Origin of the sequence: Nostoc sp. JL34, assembly GCF_017114945.1 — a bacterium.
In the GTDB taxonomy this organism is placed as follows: Bacteria; Cyanobacteriota; Cyanobacteriia; order Cyanobacteriales; family Nostocaceae; genus Nostoc.
The window spans coordinates 140,209-156,423 of sequence record NZ_JABXKQ010000108.1 but is presented as its reverse complement, the minus strand read 5'-3'; the positions used below and the strand labels follow the sequence as shown (position 1 = coordinate 156,423).

The following is a 16,215-nucleotide window of genomic DNA, read 5'->3' as shown; positions in this document are numbered from 1 at the left end:
GTTATAACTTGCACGATTTTCGTTGGGATAATGCTTTAGCCGCCGGACGGAAAATATTTCAAAATGACTTTCCCGAAGAGGTGACAGTTTATTTAATTGAGGCGGCAAATCTTGGTTTTGGACTGGAGTTAAGTCCTATTATTAAACATTCTGCCGATTTGGTTTTTGAAGAAATAACTGCACTTATCAGACAGAATTTCGACTTTTAGTTAATAATCCAAAATCCAAAGTCCAAAATCTAACATTGAATCACGCCCAATCCCGATAAACAGAAAGTTCATCTACCCTCATTTCAAAAGGTATGCCTTGACTCTCTGGCGGACAAACACGGATTTTAGCACTGCTGACAATTCCGTATAGTAATGTTCCCATTGGCACAATTTGTTGTAAAATACGCCAATTACTAACTTGATCGGGACATTCAATTACCAATGTCAGAGCATTGGCATGGGTTGTGACATACCATCGACAATTAGATAGAAGATTTTGAATCGTGCGATCGCAAGCATCATAAAAGTATCTGCTAATAGAATCCTCTAGTTGTTGCCGCAGTATAATATCTGCCGATGTCGGTTGCATTGGATGTGAGTCATCACCATTTAAGTAATACATCTTTCTAGCCATCTCTGTTTAGCTTCCTACTTATATTCCAATTACCATTCCATAAAGTACATCTTTATTTGTTTCTAATAATTCTTGGGTTTCGTCATCATAATAAGCACCAATTCCACTACACTGAATTCCCAAATAATTACTAGTTAAATAAAGTCTCTGTCCGAGAAAACCAGCTATTTGCATAGCAGTTTGATAATTTAAATAATCTGACACTAAAAATAAAGTTACAGCGCCATCTTTAGCAATAGCCTGATTAATACATAAGTAACCTGTCTTTTCACTAAAATTACCTGTTTTAATCAGATGTGTACCTTTATATAACCCAGGTGTCATTCCATTTACTCGATGCACCACTGAGTAAATTTCTATTTCCTCATAATTTTCTGTCGGTATTGGCTGCTGAAGTTGCTGCATTATATATAAATAATCTTCTTGAGAAATAGACTCTTTCCGGAAACGTCTAATAGAACGTCTATCCCAAACAGTTTGAGAAAATTTATCCTTGTCAAAGTCAAATTGAGGATACTCTAATTTCTGCTGGCGACTCTTTTGTAGACTAGTTGCTTGATAGGTATCTTCAATAAATTGATTGGATTCAAAATAATCAGTACCGCAGACAAAAGGAATTTTCAGTCTTAAGCGTCTGATTTTCTTGTCTTCTACTTCTCCTGATACCGCACAAGTAGTGATAAATTCTTTATTCTCAAATCCCAAATCTGAATTGAGAGCGAATTTATCAAAGTCGAAAATTAGTTGTATATCTCGGTTGTGGAGAAAAGCTGAAGCTGCGATCGCACCTAAATGGTGTCCGCTATCTAATAAGCAATATCTCATGCTTCTATTTTGATATTTCCAGCTAGACCTATAATAAACACAACTAATTAAAAAGATGAATCCGTTGATACTTTTACCTGGTATAATATAACTCTCTAACCCATCATCAATTAATTCATATATAAGAGTTAGACAATTATTCTCAACTTCTAGATGGTAGATACCATCTACGATTCCCTCAATTCCGCGAACTTGTACGTAAACTTCCGTAGGATATAGAGCGCCTGCTGACGGATTCACCCGTAGTTTATAAGGGCCGTCTTTATACACTTTTTCGAGTGTTATTGTACTGGTTAATAAGATAAAAGAATGAACAGGATTATTGAGATTTAATTTCACCCTCCGATAAAATTTTGGATAAACTTTAAATGAAAATGGTTGTGTTGAAGCATCTACATAATTTGGATTAAGTTGTACCGATAGGTAAGAATGCTTGGTAGCTTCATGATAGGCTTTTCCCGATATCTGACTTGATGGCATTTTTAATTATCCTTAAAACTTCTATATTGCTAGCAAAATCTATCGCTTTATAGTCGTCTAAGTTTTTTAAATATAAATTAGGATGATGTTGTAAAAGTAACTTGACGACTTCTGTCTTTCCGGCTGATGCTGCATACATTAAAACAGTTGCACCATTATCATTTTGGTTGTCGATGTTAATGTTGACAGCAAGCAGCAAATTAATTAAATCGTAGTGATTACCAAAACATGCAAACCACAAAGCATTGTTGTGATCGCTATTTTTAGCATTGATATCTGCACCTGCATAAATTAGTTCTTTTACAACTGCATAAACTCCTTCTCTTGTAGCTTTCATCAAAGCTGTATCCCCATTTTCACCTGACTGATTTAAATCCCCAGGATTATAGCCATTTGCTATTAGCCATTGGCTTGTTGCTTCACTCAAATCTTGTTTACTTGTCCAATTCATAAATATTCCTCTATCTCCTATAAAATTCCCAATTCATTCTTAAAAATTCAGCTACGTCGAGCTAAAAATGTAGTATTTAAATTTTCCCAATAGGAAATTTGCTAAGATAGACATAGCGTTATGCATCCCCATTTAAGGCATATTAAACCTTTAAATTTAAGATAAATATAACTAGATTAAGACTTATAACAATTGTTGAAATAAATAATTAAAAGATGGTGTAGCTATAGCCGTTTTATATTTAATTGAATTCACCTAATTACATATATATTATCACTTGTATAAGTTTAAATTATTAATCATTTATGATGATTTCCAGAGATTTTTCTTAAAAAAGCTTGAAGAAGGCTGAAAAAGCAGTAATTATTACATTTTTATTTCATAAGATAGACTAATTAAACATGCGTCATACATGAAATAGCCACAAAGTGCGTGGAAAATTTTTTGATGAGCGATCGCACAAGTTATGGAGTAAACTCGCTTGTATGTAGGTAGATAGATTTAGATCCCCGACTTCTTCAAGAAATCGGGGATCTAGGCAGTAAGTGCGTATATTTTTAAATTTACCGGCAATGATAAGAATATAAGATGTTGTCTACATCTTCGATGGTAAGACTTTGTTTGTCAGCTAAAGTTTTAAGCTGCTCAGTAATATCTTTAAGCTGAGACAAATTAAAGGAAAGTCCTAATTCATTAGCTCGGTGATTAACCGCCTGTTTACCAGCCAATTTATGATTGATTAAAATGGAGCGCGTTACACCAAAACTCCGGGGATTAATAGCTTCATAAGTCTCCGAGTTATTGAGCATAGCTTTAGTATGAATGCCAGCTTTATGACTAAAAGCACTCTCACCAAAAATACAATGATTAAAAGGAATAGAAATTCCAACTTTTCTTGCAACTAATTCATGCAGGTAAGCCAGTTCTTCTAAGCGATATTTAGATTTAATCTGCTCTGGATTTGTAGCATACAACCTAGCGATGAATCCGGCGAGTGAGGTAATACCATTGCGTTCACCAATTCCCAGAACACAAGTGTCAATATGAGTTGCTCCCGCTTCTAATGCTGTATAACTGTTAGCATTGGCGCATTCTGTATCATTATGACCGTGAAACTCAATATCTAAATTAGTGAATTGACGCAAAGTCTTCACTAATTCAAATACTTGCATTGGGGTACTAATTCCTACAGTATCGGCAATTCCTATGCGTTTAATAACTCCTAATTTTTCAACTGCTGAGTAAATTGTGATTAAATCTTCTGTGGAAGTGCGTGATGAATCCTCAGCAGAAAACCGTAACTCAATATCGGGGGCTTGCTGATGAATAAAAGTTAAAACTTCAGATACTAAATCAATAATTTGATTAATATTTTTGCCATGACTGAACTGACGCATCAAAGAAGAACTACCTATAGTTAAATTAATTCCAGCAACGCCTGTGGCTAAAGCCACTTTGGCATCTTCTAAGTGGCAGCGGATGTGAGTTAATATTTTGGATGGCAAGCCTAACCGAGCCAATCTTTCACAGTCTTGCCTAGATTGAGGTGAAGCAATGGGTGAAGTTAATTCTATATATTCTACTCCAAATGCAGCAAGCGCCTCAGCAATTTCGACTTTATCATCTGAAGAGAAATTAGCTTTGATAAATTGTTCGCCTTCACGGAGAGTGCTTTCTACAATTGCAAATTCAGATAGCGACATTGAATTCTCCTTGTGTTAATTATTACTAGCAATACTTACTTAGTAGTTTTAATATCAACATATTTGCATAGTCGAGAAATAATTGCTTTAGCTGACTGTTGGGGACTGGCTATAGTATCAATATATAAGAGAGCGATCGCTTGTCCCCATTGCTTCTAAAATCTGTTTAGTAGGAACCGAATCATAGCTCTGACTCTTTCTCACAAATATTTTAATTTATCCAGCAATTCTACACCTGTAACAACTCGTTTTTTTACAAGTTCTAATATTTATTTTTATTCTTTAAGAGTAAAATATATAGAAGCGTTTGGCACACCAAAGCTTGCAAAGTTTATCATTGCCCCTGGGATAATTTTCCTATTATTTCCTAACTCTTGATTAGCGATTTTATCAAAAAGATTATTACGTTCTATAAGCCTTTTAAAACTACCCTATTCGGTGCATTCAACATTACAAAATTGGCATTTTTGAAGCAGTCACTGCATAGCAAATATCATTTTTGCCACGTAAACTATCGAAAATCAACATAGACATGGCTTTTTGTGGATTGATATGCAACTAAGCTAAAATAAGTAAAAAATATTATTTATGTCTCGGTGTTTATACATAAAATAATCTCCATATTAAATTGATATTATTTTTTTATCCTGAGTTTTACAGCAAATAACCACACATTCTTGTAATGTAATAATCGTCAAATAGAAATATCGCTCTTAGATAAATGAGAATTATTTTAAAATTATTAAGATATCTTAAAAGAAACCAGTTTTAAAATTAAAACTTGCTAGCTTACTAAAGTATCAGTAGATAAACTTGGCGAATAAAAACATGGAAATTAGCGCTCGTAATTCTCTCAAAGGTACTGTAACAAAAGTTGTGCCTGGTTCAGTTAATACTGAGATAACTTTAGAGATAGCACCAGGAGTAGAGCTAGTGTCAATCATCACAAAATCATCAGCAGAAAAGCTAGGACTTGTAGAAGGCAAGCAGGCTCATGCCGTAATTAAATCATCAGATGTGATAGTTGCTGTTGATTAAAAATAGACAATTTGGCTTCTCTTGCAAGCCACTCGATTTCTGATATCAAATTGCCTTCAAATCTATAAATTAGTGACCTCACTCCTAGAATTCTTTATCAAATAAAAGGAGTGAGGTCAAGAGTATATTATAGTAATTATCTTTGATTTGTGATAATTAAAGATTATAGATTACCGACTTAATTTAATAATTTGGGAATATTATTTTTTACAAATGATTAAGTAAGGCTATACATCAAAATTAATTTAATTATCAAGAATACGAACATAGATGGCATGAATACTTTCTATATCTAGTGCTAAATCTGTGTTTTCAATTTTGATAATGAAAGAGGGTAAGTGTTGTTTTAAAGTGATAGTAGTTCCTGATGTTATTCCCAGTGATATCAGTTGGTTTAAGATTGTTTCATCCTGACTTTTACAGAAAGTGACGATTCCTCGCTCTCCCGTTCTCAATAATTCTAATGAACAGCCAGTCACACTAAAATGGGTAAACATTGGAATTATAAATTTGGAATTTTGAAGGGAAGGAGGAAGTATATTTTCATCCTTCATCCTTCATCTTTTATTTGGTCGCTAAAGGCAGCAACCAAAGTAATAGTTTAGACAAGATAGGGTTCTTGATGTGTTTTAATTGTGCAATTAGAACGAGGATAAGTGACACAAAGTAGAGCGAATCCTTTAGAAATCTGCTCGTCATCTAAGAAGTTTTGATCTTCTTGATTAATTTCACCTTCAACGACCTTGCCAACACAACTAGAGCAAGAACCTGCTTGACAAGAAGCGGGCAAGTCAATATCGTTATCGTGCGCTGCGTCCAAAATTGTAGTTTCTTCGTCAACTTCAATTGTGGTGTCGAGTTCTTCTTTTTTGTTGATTAATCTAACTTGGTACGTAGCCATTTTCCGATTCTCCTCAAACGTTATACAGTTGGTCTAATTTCCGAAGTTTTTGAGCAACCTATCCTACTCTTTGCTTCCCTTCTTCTTACGCAGAAGCTACGCTTTAGCTAGTTTCTCTATAGGGGTAAGGGATGCAATGCGAACCAGAAGCCACCTCAAGGGCATTGAAACTTTGCGGAAGGCGTTTATGGGAAACCTCTACAATCAGACTTGGCACTAACGGAATGATGTTAGCTGCAAGGTACACCACTAGGCTTACTGTCGCCTGCTTTGAGGGACTTTCCACAACCACCGCATTTATCAGTTGCATTGGGGTTGGTGAACTTAAAACCGCTTTCCACCACTCCCTCAACGAAGTCAACCACAATTCCTTCTAATAACGACGCACTTTTGGCATCAACGTAAACCAACACTTTGCCTTGCTGGCTTACCAAATCATCTGGTTGGGGCTTGCTGGTGATATCCATTGCATATTCATGGCCATTGCAACCACCATTTTTTACAGAGATGCGGACACCTTTAGTTGCGCCATTAGCGTCAGGTGCGGAACCTCGAAGTAATGCCCGCAGATGAAATTCTGCTTTTTCTGATAAAGTAACGGTCATCAGGTCTCCTGATTTGTAGCGATTAGTTGTTCTGATTTCAGGTGGGGTTGTCCTTTGTCCTACCCTGCGGGAAGCCGCTGGTGCGTCTATGTCAGTTGTCCTTTGTTATTCACTAATGACTAATGACCAATGACTAATGACGAAAATTAAGTATTTTGTGCAATCCCTGTGGCTTCCATCGAATTGGATTGTGCGTGTCTCCAAGGCGCACTATTACCGCATACTGGACAAGAGCGATCGCGGTGAGAACGGCGTTTAGCAAATTCCATCCGATTTAGGTCGATTGTCAGCAATTGCGACAATAGAGGCTGACTAAACCCGGTGATCAGCTTGATAGCTTCCAAAGCTGTTAAACAAGCTAGTGTTCCAGAGACAGCGCCTAGAACTGAAAAGCCACGCTGATCCCACTCAGGCTTTTCTGGAAACAGACAAGATAAACAAGGAGTCACACCAGGAATAATCGTTGTCAGGTAAGCCTCCATCCCATTCATTGCGGCTTCCACCATTGGCTTACGCGATCGCACACAGGCTTCATTTAACAAATTGCGCTCTGTAAAATTGTGGGCGCAATCAAGAGCCATATCAGCAGACTGCACTAACGAATCTACATTTTCCGGGGTGATGTACTCATGAACAGTTTCCACTTGGACATCAGGATTAATCGCATCCAGAGTTTCTTTAGCTTTGAATACCCTTGGCTTACCTACCCAATCATCAGTCATGAGAACCTGACGATTCATATCATCTAGCCGCAAGTCACCACCCCGGACTAAGATTAGCCGCCCAACGCCTGCTACTGCTAGGTAAAGCGCCGCCGTACCGCCTAATCCCCCCACACCTGTAACCAGAACTGTCGCTGACTTCAGGCGCTTCTGTGCTGTTTCGCCAAAATTCGGAAGCATCATTTGGCGACGATAGCGTTCTAATTCGGTAGGCGTCAGGTTAACCAATTTATACCTCCTAATCAGAAGTGATTTCTGTCAGTGTGACTACATTTTTCGGCTTGTCGTTAAACACTTTGAACAGCTTTTGTTCGTGAGGTGTTGATTCGATAAATACCTGATAGGCTTTTTGCAAAGCCAAAGAATATTGATTTAATTTTTCTTCTTGACTCAAGCCAGGAGAATTATCATCAATTTCCTGCATGTATTGAGAGAACTTTTTCAGAATATGTAGACGATTTACATTCACAACTTCTAAATCGTAGGACATATTAAAGAATTGAAAAAATTCTTCGGCATCTACGAGCTGCTTGAATTGATCAATAGTTCCAGTCATTTAGCATTCTCCATTTTTTTCAGATGTTGCTTAAGTTCATCTAACTGGCGATAGATTTCATAAGTTGCAGCGGCAACATCCATAAGTTGTGTGTAATCTGTTGGTAGACCTTCAGCTAAATCATGCAGATCCATTTTCATCTGACCTGCTTTGCTGTTTAACCGTCTGATTTGTCCCTGTAGTTCCTCAATTGTCATTTGTCTTTCGTCCTTCGTCCTACCCTGCGGGAAGCCGCTGGCGCGTCTACCTACGTCCTTTGTCATTTGTCTTTTACTAATGACCAATGACTAATGACTAATTAAATTTTGCCAACTTCCGGAAAGCGATTCGCCAAATCAAGGCCTTTTTTGACGTAGTTTTCTCCCTCTTCTGCCAATTTCTCTAGCGAGTCAAAGCCAAAGCGATGAGCATCTCGCAAGGTTTTCACAGCTAGCAAAAGACGACCAGAAAAAACTAGCGCCCAACCAAATCCTTCATGGCTCAAATCAACTACAACCTGGGATATCAAACCTGTTTCTTGTTCAATCCCAGCAGCTACAGCTCGAAAAAAAGCCATAATCCGAGCTTGAGTGATCGGATCAACTTCACCCTCAACGGAGATTTCCCGTTTCTTTAGTTTGGTGACAATAAAGGGTTTGAGAATCAACTCATCCGACCAACTACGATAAACTCCATAACTGTCTTGACCACGGATTTGTTTAATTAATACCTTAAGGAAAGGCGAGTTCAAGACTTCAGTTGTAGCAGTTCCGTTAACACTATTATTTGCGGTCATACTGTTGCTTCGTCTTCAATTTCATCAGCAAAGTTTGTGGTTTTTGGCTGTAAAGCTTTACGCAACCAAGGTGGAGGATTACCTTTGAGGGTTTTCACTAGCTTGTTTAGCACTTCACTAATTTCTTCTTCTTCCGATCGCGCCTTCACTGGGGTGACACCTTTCTTAATTAATCTAGCAGCGGCACTACCACCAATTGCCGTTACATAAATAATCGTACAGTCAACGATCGCATCAAGTTTTGGGTTAATTTTGTCTTCATTCCCATCTTCTTTGAGTTCACCTTCAAAATTGAGGGTTTCTACGAAGTGATATCCCTCATCGGAAATTTCGTAAACATCAATCATTTTTGCCCATCCGAAGTGAGCATTAATATGAACTCGGTCACTCGTCGTGAAGGCTATTTTCATTGTAATTCTCCTCTCTAAAGTTTTGAATTTGAAGCAATACGGTTCAGTTAGTGATATTTAGCCTCGGAAGATCCCCCCAACCCCCCTTAAAAAGGGGGGCTAATTTGAAGCTTTCTCAATTCCCTCATTTTTAAGGAGGGTTAGGGAGGATCAACTTTTAACTGAACTGTTTTGAATTTCAAGTGTGAATTCAAAACTCTGCGCTCACAATTCCGAACTCTTGGAACTGTTTAACTCTCGCTTCTTCTGCCTCTAAAAACAGGTTGCCGATGCCAAACACAATTTCCATCGTGCCTCGATAGCCAACTTTGGTAAATTGACCATTACCTAAGCGGTCATAAATGGGCAATCCTAGACGATAAAGAGGAATCGAGAGGCGTTTTGCGATCGCACCGACATTGGAGTTACCAATCAGCAAATCAGAACCGACTGCTAGACTCTCAAAGTCTTCCAAATCGCCGATGGTGATGCTTTTAACCGGGAGTTTTTCTAAGAGATGCGATCGCGTAGTTGTCACCGCCGCATGAATTTGCGCTCCCATCGATTGCAGGAAATGCACTGTTGACCACAGCAAATCTGGTTCTAGCGCTAAGGAAACTCGTTTTGCACCAAAGTAAAAGTGGGTGTCCAGCATCGCATCTTGCAACTGACGGCGTTGGCGACGGTATTTTTCGGGTACGCTGTTACCACTTAGAATCGCCAATGCTTGGATAAATTCATCTACTGGTTCTAATCCCGTCAGTTCGCTAAACACCTCATAAGGTGTACCAAAGCGTTCTTCGAGAATCTTGGCAGCCCCCCGCATACTTTCACCCAATGCCAGGGTAAAGGCAGAACTACCTACTTCTCGTAGCTGTTTTAAGGTAGTCCCACTGACTGTAACCGCACTATAATTATCCTCTAAGTGTCCATCTAAGGAAGCACCAAGGTCAGGTACAAAGATCGGCACTAGTCCAAAGGCTGTGACTATCTCTTTGATTTCTTGTACATCCCCTGGTGTGAAGGCAGAACCCGCTAAAACAGTGACTTGTTCAGTTCTGAGTCCACCTGCGCGAGGAATTTCCTGAACGATGCTTTCCACAGCAACAGCAAAACCATCTTGCAGGGCACCTTTAAAATCTGGGGTAGGTGCAAAAACGATCGCTAAATCATTCAATTCTGGATGGCGACCACGGATTTCTTTTAGAAAACCCTCGATGTCATCTCCTCTAGTTTCTGTTAACCCAGTGCTACATAAACCAATAATTTCTGGGTTAGCCTTTTCCACCAGAGTGAGAATTGCTTGCTCCACATTCTCTTCGCCACCCAAAATGGTAGTGACTTCTGTCATCGCTGTGGTAGCTAGGGGAATCGCTTCCCGGAAATGCCGCACTAGGACAACTTTGGCGAAAGCAGTACAACCTTGAGAACCGTGGAATAAGGGCATCGTCCCTTTCAATCCCAAAAAGGCTAAGGTTGCACCCAAAGCTTGACTTTGCTTGAGGGGATTAACTGTCAGTGCTTTGTTAGAAACGGTAACGATCGCCATTAAACTACTTCCTCTTCTTCCCAAGGAGCCGGTTTGCGTATTTGTTCCCAAATTGGGCTATACAGAGCTTCGTACAGTTCCCGCGCCATCTCAATCATTCCCACATAACCTGCATAAGGATGGTGGCGTTCTTGGTTGATATCAAGGAAAGGAATTCGAGCTTTCAAAGCTGTGTATTGGTTACGACCACCAGCAATCAGCATATCTGCGCGAGTGTCTTTAACTACCTGTAGCAATTCCTGAGCGTTGCCTTTCTCCAACATAATGCCATCGTTGCCGAGCAACTTCTTGATTTTGGCTTTATCTTCTTCAGTACTTTTGCGAGTACTAGTAGCAACAACTTCAATGCCCAAGTCCCTAGCAGCCGAAATAATCGACCAACTCTTAACACCACCTGTATACAACACAACTCGCTTACCTTTGAGTCGAGCGCGATAGGGAGCTAGTGCCAAATCCAGAGCAGCCGTTTCTTCTGCAATCAGCTTTTCTGTGCGCTCCTGTAAATCAGGATCGCCTAATTTAGCAGCGATGTTTCGCAGACAGCGATTCATATCATCGATGCCGTAGAAAGACTCTTCAATGTAAGGGATGTTGTAACGCTCCTCCATCTTTCTTGCCATATTGAGCAGCGCTCGTGAGCAGATCATGACGTTGAGCTTGGCGCGGTGGGCGTAGCGAATTTCATCGTAGCGAGCATCGCCCGTAATTTTAGACAAAATACGGATGCCTAATTTCTCTAACAGTGGTGTTACTCCCCACATTTCACCGGCGATGTTGTATTCACCGATTAAGTTAATATCATAGGGCGTTGTATGTTCCGGTTCTGCTGTTCCGACAACATATTCCAACAAAGCTTCACCACCGAAACGGTTGCCGAGATTTTTACTGCCAATGAATCCTGGGGCAATGACGGGAATAACAGGAGTACCAATTTTCTCAGCCGCAGCTTTGCAAACAGCATCCATATCATCGCCAATTAAGGCTGTAACGCAAGTGGCGTAGACGAATACTGCTGCTGGTTGGTAGCGCTCGTGAAGTTCCAAAATTGCTTTGTAAAGCTTCTTTTCGCCACCGAAGATGACATCATTTTCACCCAAGTCAGTGGTAAAGCCCATTTTGTAGAGTAGAGGGCCAGACGAAAGACTACCACGACTGCCCCAGGAATTACCAGCACAGGCGATCGGCCCGTGGACTAAATGAGCAGCATCTGCGATCGGAACTAGGGAAATCATTGCACCATCAAAGGCACAGCCCCCTTGAGCCGCGCCAGGTTGTGCCTGTTGAGCGCATGACTTGTTTTTCTTTTCGGATTGTTTGTGCTGATTATGCTCGCATCCTGTCTCAGTGAGCAGTTCGTTGATTTTACCTTGGGTGATTTTCATCTCTCTTCTCTTAATTGTTAATTGTCCTTTGTCATTTGTCATTTGTCCTTTGAATAACTAACAACTAATGACTAATAACTAATGACGAATGACCAATGACTAATGACCAATAACTAATGCCCCATACCCAATAATTAACAAATGTATTTTGTGACATCCTCTCCACATACATCAGCGAGGTAAGATAGAGCGCGAAAACGCAATCCTACAAATTCGTCATATAAAGGATTGAGTTTACATAGTGGTGGGATATCAATAGACTTACCAAATAATTTAATTTGTCGCTCAAAGGGACAACAACAAGGAATTGTTTGGCAAATCAGATGAGCGAAGCGATTATTTTTAACCTGAATTCCATCCACTACACGGCGCAACGGATTAAGAAGATTGTGGAACCACCCTGGTTTTTTCTGATTAGGTGGATGGTAATTAGGATGAGGATGAGTGTGAATGTGTTCGTGAGTGTGAATTTGTTCGTGAGTATGATTGATGGTTTCCATTTATAAATCCCTTGGGTAAATGCTAGAAAGAAAAAGGGAAGTTGGGGATTGGGCATTGGGTATTGGGCATTGGGCATTGGCATTGGGCGTTGGGTATTTTCCCAGTCCCTAGTTCCTAGTCCCCATTCCCCATTCCCTATTCCCTACTCCCCTTCTTTACCCTTAATTAACACGTTGTGTTTCTACGCAATTTCTAACGAATCAAGTCGTAGGAAATATCTGTCTTAGAAGGAATGTTGGTGTTGCGATCGATTTCTTCAAACAGGGTATTTACAACCCAGTTGAGCAAGTTGATCACGCCTTCATAACCAATGGTGGAGTAGCGGTGTAGGTGGTGACGATCCATGATGGGATAGCCAATTCTCACTAAGGGAGTCTTGGTGTCGCGCCACAGGTACTTACCGTAGGTGTTACCAATAAGGAAGTCTACAGGTTCGGTGAACATCAGAGAACCAATGCGCTTGCTATCAAGTAAAATTAATTTAACGCTTCTATGGTGTGGTGTATGGACGTTTTAGGTTATGCACGGGTTTCGACTGATGAGCAGGCTGAAGATGAAGGCGCGTTGATTAAACAAATGCGGCGGTTGCGTAGTGCTGGGGCAACACACATATATTACGATGTGGAAAGTCGTACTAGCGATCAGCGTAAAGGGCTTTTGCAGTTAATTGAAGATATCAACGCATCTGTACCAGGCAAAGTGTCGAAGCTGCTATTTATTCGGATTGACCGTTTAACATCTTCATCAATGACCTTTTATCGTTTGATGGATGCGTTAAAAAAGAAAGGTATACAGCCACATGCACTAGATGAACCGTTCGATTTATCGAGTATTGGCGGTGAGTTAACAATTGATGTGAGATTAGCAGCATCTAAGTATGAGGTGAAAATGCTGGGGATGCGAATTAAGAAAGAGCGCGACACCCGCAAAGCTAATCAAAAACCTCACTGGAATGCACCATTGGGGTATATAGTTGAGGGCGACAAGTACAAACGAGATGATCGTCTGTGTGTTTGTTTAATTGAGGGTAAAGAAGAGTTAACGCGATCGCAATTAATGCGGCTAGTATTTGATACATTTTTAGCAGTGGGTACAGTATCTCAAACAGCGAGAGTACTGCATGATACTTTAGGTATTCAAGCCAATGCTGTCACAAAAACTACTAATACTAGGATTAACCTCCTAGAGGAGGAAGAGGAAATCGTCCTAGAGAATATCAACAAATCTCGTGGAGGTGCGTTGAATCTTCGTTATCCACACACAGGGTTGAAGTGGTCAGTTTCTGGATTACGCTCTATTCTAGTTAATCCCGTCTACGCAGGAGGAACACTGTATAACACAGTAGTTCATCCCAAAGGACATCGCAAACCCTTTGACGAGTGGGAAGTGACATGGGGAACCCACGAAGATGAAGCGATTATCACCCGCGAGGAACACGAACGTATCAAAGCAATAATTCGCAGCAACCGGAATAACCGATGGGCTACCGAGCAAAAACACACTAACCCATTCGCCAATTTAGTTAAATGCGCTCATTGTGGGGCTGCTTATAGTCGCCAGTGCAAAAAATTGGTTAAACGCAAAGGTTTTGTTCGTCATCACTACCAATGCAGTTTTTATCGGACTGGTGCTTGTCATAACGGGCGGATGATTTCTTCCGATGAATTAGAAAAACAAATGATTAAACATCTAGTTCATGAGGCTGAACGGTTAGCTGGACTGGTAGAACAAGAAGTTTATTCTTCAGAAGAATCCGCAGAAATCAAGACACTGCGGGCATCTTTAAATACCCTGGAAGCATTGCCATCAAATCCAGCAATTCAAAAAGCCAAAGAGGATATGAGAATGCAGATAGCAACGGCTGTCGCAACGACAAGCAACGCATCCAAACAATACCTCATAGCTAAAGAGCGGATTATTGTGGCATTTTCAAATCAGAGATACTGGGAAGGACTAGAGCCGGAGGACAAACAAGCTTTACTTAAAGGGTGTATTAAAAAGATAGTGGTAGATGCCAATCTGGTGACTGCGGTTGAGTTGCTGCACCTGCATTAAGCAGCCTTTTTAGATTTACGCTTGCTTGTGACTTTCTTCTGTGGCTGCACCTGATGCACCTGAGCTTTTTGTAGTTCTAGCTCGCGTTTTTCAAATTCAACTACTGTTCGGGCGACCAATTCGGCTAATGTTTCACGTCGTTTCATTTGAAGCGGCTCCATCATTACTTTAAAAATAGCTAGTAAACTAAAAACTTCTGTTAGCTACGAGCTTTTTGTATTGAGTAAAGATTGCCTACTTACTTCATTTAAGAAAACGTTGTGACTAATTTTCTTTGTGAGTTTAGTCTACTGCTCTGTGGTGCGATCGCAATAAGTAATTTAGATTTCCCCGTATACAAAGCATAGCTTTGGCGGGGTGGAGTTCTCCCAAACCGCAAAAAATAGCACTATTTAGCTACTAGAACCTCATCAAACGCAGTATTTACAGATACTTCCTTCCAAACATCTAGTTCTGCTTTGACTGACTCCAGCTTGGCATTAATAGCATAAATTGCATCTTCTCCTAGCACCAATCTCAGTGGTGGATTTTCACTATCAACTGCTTGAATCATTGCCAAAGCTGCTTTCTTTGGATCGCCTGATTCCTGAAATTCCAATTTCTGATCCAGGATATCCCGCGCACCTTTACGCATCTCACCAATCACTGGTTCATAGTCATTGATTTGGATATCAGTTATAACAAGAGAACGTGTCACAAAGTCTGTACGAAATCCACCAGGTTCAACTATTGTGATTTTGATACCGATAGGTGTAACTTCTTGAGCTAATGCTTCGGAAATTCCTTCTAGCGCAAATTTAGTACCATTATAGATTCCCGTACCAGCATAGGACACAAAGCCACCCACTGATGAAATATTAAGGATGTGTCCACTGCGTTGTTGGCGCATATAAGGTAAAACTGTCCTTAGCACTTCCAAGACACCAAAAAAGTTTGTTTCAAACTGACGGCGAACTCCTTCATCACTGACTTCTTCTATTGCCCCTAAAATCCCATATCCAGCATTATTAACAAGTACATCAATACGTCCAAACTTGGCAATTGCCTGTTTCACTGCTTCCCGTACTTCTTCGGGTTTCGTTACATCAAGTTGCACCGCTAATGTACGGTTTGGAAACCTGGCTACTAAATCTTCTATCTGCTGGGGATTCCGTGCCGTTAGCACCACAGTCTCACCCCGCTCAAGCACTGTTTCTGCTAATGCTCTACCTAAGCCTTTTGAGCTACCAGTAATAAACCATACCCGTGTCTGAGATGCCATAGAAATTCTCCATTTTTAACAAGTATTACTAACCTAAAAAGCCTAAAGTTTCAGCAGTATAAAAATGCTTATCTTTATGTATAGTGAGCATATAAAGCCCATCTAAATAAGCAATTTCAAAGTACATCTGCCTACTAAATATTGCCAGATGTTTCCTGCATCTTTTTCCGAAGACTAAGTGGCCTCATATCAGTCCAGACTTCTTTGATGTAATCTAGACATTCTTGCTTCAAACCATTTTTTCCAGTATCCTGCCAACCGATAGGGTTTTCACGCTCAGATGGCCAAATGGAATACTGTTCTTCATGATTAACTACAACTTTGTAAATTGTTGTGTCTTCTTTGTCGTCTTGATACATAATTTACCTCTTGAGATTTAATAAGTTATGACTTGCGAT

21 protein-coding genes and 1 pseudogene are annotated in these 16,215 nt (G+C 40.0%); 3 read left to right on the top strand and 19 right to left on the bottom strand.

The window, feature by feature from the left end; genetic code table 11:
- A pseudogene (locus tag HWQ44_RS19640) lies at nt 1-209 on the top strand (hydrogenase maturation protease); the annotation flags it as partial.
- Between the two features lie 40 nt (nt 210-249).
- Here HWQ44_RS19640 and HWQ44_RS19635 read toward each other — a convergent pair.
- From HWQ44_RS19635 to lysS, 4 genes are all read right to left on the bottom strand, one after another.
- Nucleotides 250-624 carry a hypothetical protein gene (locus HWQ44_RS19635; RefSeq protein WP_292721921.1) on the bottom strand — a complete coding sequence of 125 codons (375 nt, stop codon included), beginning with the start codon at nt 622-624 and terminating at the stop codon, nt 250-252.
- Between the two features lie 18 nt (nt 625-642).
- Nucleotides 643-1,929 (bottom strand): SagB/ThcOx family dehydrogenase, encoded by a 1,287-nt coding sequence (locus tag HWQ44_RS19630; protein ID WP_292721918.1) that lies wholly within the window; start codon nt 1,927-1,929, stop codon nt 643-645.
- Nucleotides 1,892-2,380: an ankyrin repeat domain-containing protein gene (locus HWQ44_RS19625; RefSeq protein ID WP_292721915.1), complete on the bottom strand. Its 489-nt coding sequence runs from the start codon at nt 2,378-2,380 to the stop codon at nt 1,892-1,894. Before HWQ44_RS19625 ends, HWQ44_RS19630 begins: the two co-directional genes overlap by 38 nt.
- Nucleotides 2,381-2,943: 563 nt before the next feature.
- Nucleotides 2,944-4,083 (bottom strand): homocitrate synthase, encoded by a 1,140-nt coding sequence (gene lysS / locus HWQ44_RS19620; RefSeq protein ID WP_292721912.1) that lies wholly within the window; start codon nt 4,081-4,083, stop codon nt 2,944-2,946.
- An 828-nt stretch (nt 4,084-4,911) separates the two neighbouring features.
- Between lysS and HWQ44_RS19615 the strand changes: the two genes are divergently transcribed.
- Nucleotides 4,912-5,121, top strand: coding sequence for a molybdopterin-binding protein (locus HWQ44_RS19615; protein WP_292721910.1), 210 nt, complete (start codon nt 4,912-4,914; stop codon nt 5,119-5,121).
- A 245-nt stretch (nt 5,122-5,366) separates the two neighbouring features.
- Here HWQ44_RS19615 and HWQ44_RS19610 read toward each other — a convergent pair whose 3' ends face one another.
- The 12 genes from HWQ44_RS19610 to HWQ44_RS19555 form a co-directional block, all read right to left on the bottom strand.
- Nucleotides 5,367-5,675: a FeoA family protein gene (locus HWQ44_RS19610; RefSeq protein ID WP_334728005.1), complete on the bottom strand. Its 309-nt coding sequence runs from the start codon at nt 5,673-5,675 to the stop codon at nt 5,367-5,369.
- Nucleotides 5,676-5,722: 47 nt separating this feature from the next.
- Entirely contained in the window at nt 5,723-6,022 is a 300-nt protein-coding gene (locus tag HWQ44_RS19605) for a 2Fe-2S iron-sulfur cluster-binding protein (RefSeq protein ID WP_292721908.1), read from the bottom strand.
- A gap of 230 nt (nt 6,023-6,252) precedes the next feature.
- Nucleotides 6,253-6,627, bottom strand: coding sequence for an iron-sulfur cluster assembly accessory protein (locus HWQ44_RS19600; protein WP_292721906.1), 375 nt, complete (start codon nt 6,625-6,627; stop codon nt 6,253-6,255).
- A gap of 146 nt (nt 6,628-6,773) precedes the next feature.
- Nucleotides 6,774-7,577, bottom strand: coding sequence for a HesA/MoeB/ThiF family protein (locus tag HWQ44_RS19595; RefSeq protein ID WP_292721904.1), 804 nt, complete (start codon nt 7,575-7,577; stop codon nt 6,774-6,776).
- 10 nt (nt 7,578-7,587) lie between these two features.
- Nucleotides 7,588-7,905, bottom strand: a complete 318-nt coding sequence (nifW, locus tag HWQ44_RS19590; RefSeq protein ID WP_292721902.1) for a nitrogenase-stabilizing/protective protein NifW — start codon at nt 7,903-7,905, stop codon at nt 7,588-7,590.
- Nucleotides 7,902-8,102, bottom strand: a complete 201-nt coding sequence (locus HWQ44_RS19585; RefSeq protein ID WP_292721940.1) for a CCE_0567 family metalloprotein — start codon at nt 8,100-8,102, stop codon at nt 7,902-7,904. Before HWQ44_RS19585 ends, nifW begins: the two co-directional genes overlap by 4 nt.
- A 101-nt stretch (nt 8,103-8,203) precedes the next feature.
- Nucleotides 8,204-8,680, bottom strand: coding sequence for a NifX-associated nitrogen fixation protein (locus HWQ44_RS19580; protein ID WP_292721899.1), 477 nt, complete (start codon nt 8,678-8,680; stop codon nt 8,204-8,206).
- Nucleotides 8,677-9,090, bottom strand: coding sequence for a nitrogen fixation protein NifX (nifX, locus tag HWQ44_RS19575; RefSeq protein WP_292721897.1), 414 nt, complete (start codon nt 9,088-9,090; stop codon nt 8,677-8,679). The genes HWQ44_RS19580 and nifX overlap by 4 nt, the downstream gene beginning before the upstream one ends.
- A gap of 190 nt (nt 9,091-9,280) precedes the next feature.
- A complete protein-coding gene (gene nifN, locus HWQ44_RS19570; protein WP_292721894.1) occupies nt 9,281-10,618 on the bottom strand; it encodes a nitrogenase iron-molybdenum cofactor biosynthesis protein NifN in 1,338 nt (445 codons plus the stop codon).
- A complete protein-coding gene (nifE, locus tag HWQ44_RS19565; protein WP_292721937.1) occupies nt 10,618-12,000 on the bottom strand; it encodes a nitrogenase iron-molybdenum cofactor biosynthesis protein NifE in 1,383 nt (460 codons plus the stop codon). Before nifE ends, nifN begins: the two co-directional genes overlap by 1 nt.
- A gap of 134 nt (nt 12,001-12,134) precedes the next feature.
- Nucleotides 12,135-12,500 (bottom strand): Mo-dependent nitrogenase C-terminal domain-containing protein, encoded by a 366-nt coding sequence (locus HWQ44_RS19560; protein ID WP_292721892.1) that lies wholly within the window; start codon nt 12,498-12,500, stop codon nt 12,135-12,137.
- Between the two features lie 193 nt (nt 12,501-12,693).
- Nucleotides 12,694-12,978, bottom strand: a complete 285-nt coding sequence (locus HWQ44_RS19555) for a nitrogenase component 1 (RefSeq protein ID WP_334728035.1) — start codon at nt 12,976-12,978, stop codon at nt 12,694-12,696.
- A 27-nt stretch (nt 12,979-13,005) separates the two neighbouring features.
- On the opposite strand from HWQ44_RS19555, the gene xisF reads away from it, so the two are divergent.
- On the top strand, nt 13,006-14,556 hold the full coding sequence (gene xisF, locus HWQ44_RS19550; RefSeq protein WP_292721935.1) for a fdxN element excision recombinase XisF: 1,551 nt from the start codon (nt 13,006-13,008) through the stop codon (nt 14,554-14,556).
- Here the strand turns inward: xisF and HWQ44_RS19545 are convergent.
- The 3 genes from HWQ44_RS19545 to HWQ44_RS19535 all read right to left on the bottom strand — a co-directional run bounded on the left by HWQ44_RS19545 (nt 14,553) and on the right by HWQ44_RS19535 (nt 16,176).
- Nucleotides 14,553-14,702 carry a hypothetical protein gene (locus HWQ44_RS19545; RefSeq protein ID WP_292721890.1) on the bottom strand — a complete coding sequence of 50 codons (150 nt, stop codon included), beginning with the start codon at nt 14,700-14,702 and terminating at the stop codon, nt 14,553-14,555. The genes xisF and HWQ44_RS19545 overlap by 4 nt on opposite strands.
- A gap of 242 nt (nt 14,703-14,944) precedes the next feature.
- The gene (locus HWQ44_RS19540; protein WP_292721888.1) at nt 14,945-15,817 is read right to left on the bottom strand and encodes an oxidoreductase; all 873 of its coding nucleotides are present in this window, start codon (nt 15,815-15,817) and stop codon (nt 14,945-14,947) included.
- A 134-nt stretch (nt 15,818-15,951) separates the two neighbouring features.
- Nucleotides 15,952-16,176 carry an MbtH family protein gene (locus HWQ44_RS19535; protein ID WP_292721886.1) on the bottom strand — a complete coding sequence of 75 codons (225 nt, stop codon included), beginning with the start codon at nt 16,174-16,176 and terminating at the stop codon, nt 15,952-15,954.
- Nucleotides 16,177-16,215: the final 39 nt, after the last annotated feature.

Coding starts and splice junctions, on each gene's coding strand:
- HWQ44_RS19635 (WP_292721921.1), bottom strand. CDS start 624: ATGGCTAGAAAGATGTATTACTTAAATGGTGATGACTCACATCCAATG.
- HWQ44_RS19630 (WP_292721918.1), bottom strand. CDS start 1,929: ATGCCATCAAGTCAGATATCGGGAAAAGCCTATCATGAAGCTACCAAG.
- HWQ44_RS19625 (WP_292721915.1), bottom strand. CDS start 2,380: ATGAATTGGACAAGTAAACAAGATTTGAGTGAAGCAACAAGCCAATGG.
- lysS (WP_292721912.1), bottom strand. CDS start 4,083: ATGTCGCTATCTGAATTTGCAATTGTAGAAAGCACTCTCCGTGAAGGC.
- HWQ44_RS19615 (WP_292721910.1), top strand. CDS start 4,912: ATGGAAATTAGCGCTCGTAATTCTCTCAAAGGTACTGTAACAAAAGTT.
- HWQ44_RS19610 (WP_334728005.1), bottom strand. CDS start 5,675: ATGAAGGATGAAAATATACTTCCTCCTTCCCTTCAAAATTCCAAATTT.
- HWQ44_RS19605 (WP_292721908.1), bottom strand. CDS start 6,022: ATGGCTACGTACCAAGTTAGATTAATCAACAAAAAAGAAGAACTCGAC.
- HWQ44_RS19600 (WP_292721906.1), bottom strand. CDS start 6,627: ATGACCGTTACTTTATCAGAAAAAGCAGAATTTCATCTGCGGGCATTA.
- nifW (WP_292721902.1), bottom strand. CDS start 7,905: ATGACTGGAACTATTGATCAATTCAAGCAGCTCGTAGATGCCGAAGAA.
- HWQ44_RS19585 (WP_292721940.1), bottom strand. CDS start 8,102: ATGACAATTGAGGAACTACAGGGACAAATCAGACGGTTAAACAGCAAA.
- HWQ44_RS19580 (WP_292721899.1), bottom strand. CDS start 8,680: ATGACCGCAAATAATAGTGTTAACGGAACTGCTACAACTGAAGTCTTG.
- nifX (WP_292721897.1), bottom strand. CDS start 9,090: ATGAAAATAGCCTTCACGACGAGTGACCGAGTTCATATTAATGCTCAC.
- nifN (WP_292721894.1), bottom strand. CDS start 10,618: ATGGCGATCGTTACCGTTTCTAACAAAGCACTGACAGTTAATCCCCTC.
- nifE (WP_292721937.1), bottom strand. CDS start 12,000: ATGAAAATCACCCAAGGTAAAATCAACGAACTGCTCACTGAGACAGGA.
- HWQ44_RS19560 (WP_292721892.1), bottom strand. CDS start 12,500: ATGGAAACCATCAATCATACTCACGAACAAATTCACACTCACGAACAC.
- xisF (WP_292721935.1), top strand. CDS start 13,006: ATGGACGTTTTAGGTTATGCACGGGTTTCGACTGATGAGCAGGCTGAA.
- HWQ44_RS19545 (WP_292721890.1), bottom strand. CDS start 14,702: ATGAAACGACGTGAAACATTAGCCGAATTGGTCGCCCGAACAGTAGTT.
- HWQ44_RS19540 (WP_292721888.1), bottom strand. CDS start 15,817: ATGGCATCTCAGACACGGGTATGGTTTATTACTGGTAGCTCAAAAGGC.
- HWQ44_RS19535 (WP_292721886.1), bottom strand. CDS start 16,176: ATGTATCAAGACGACAAAGAAGACACAACAATTTACAAAGTTGTAGTT.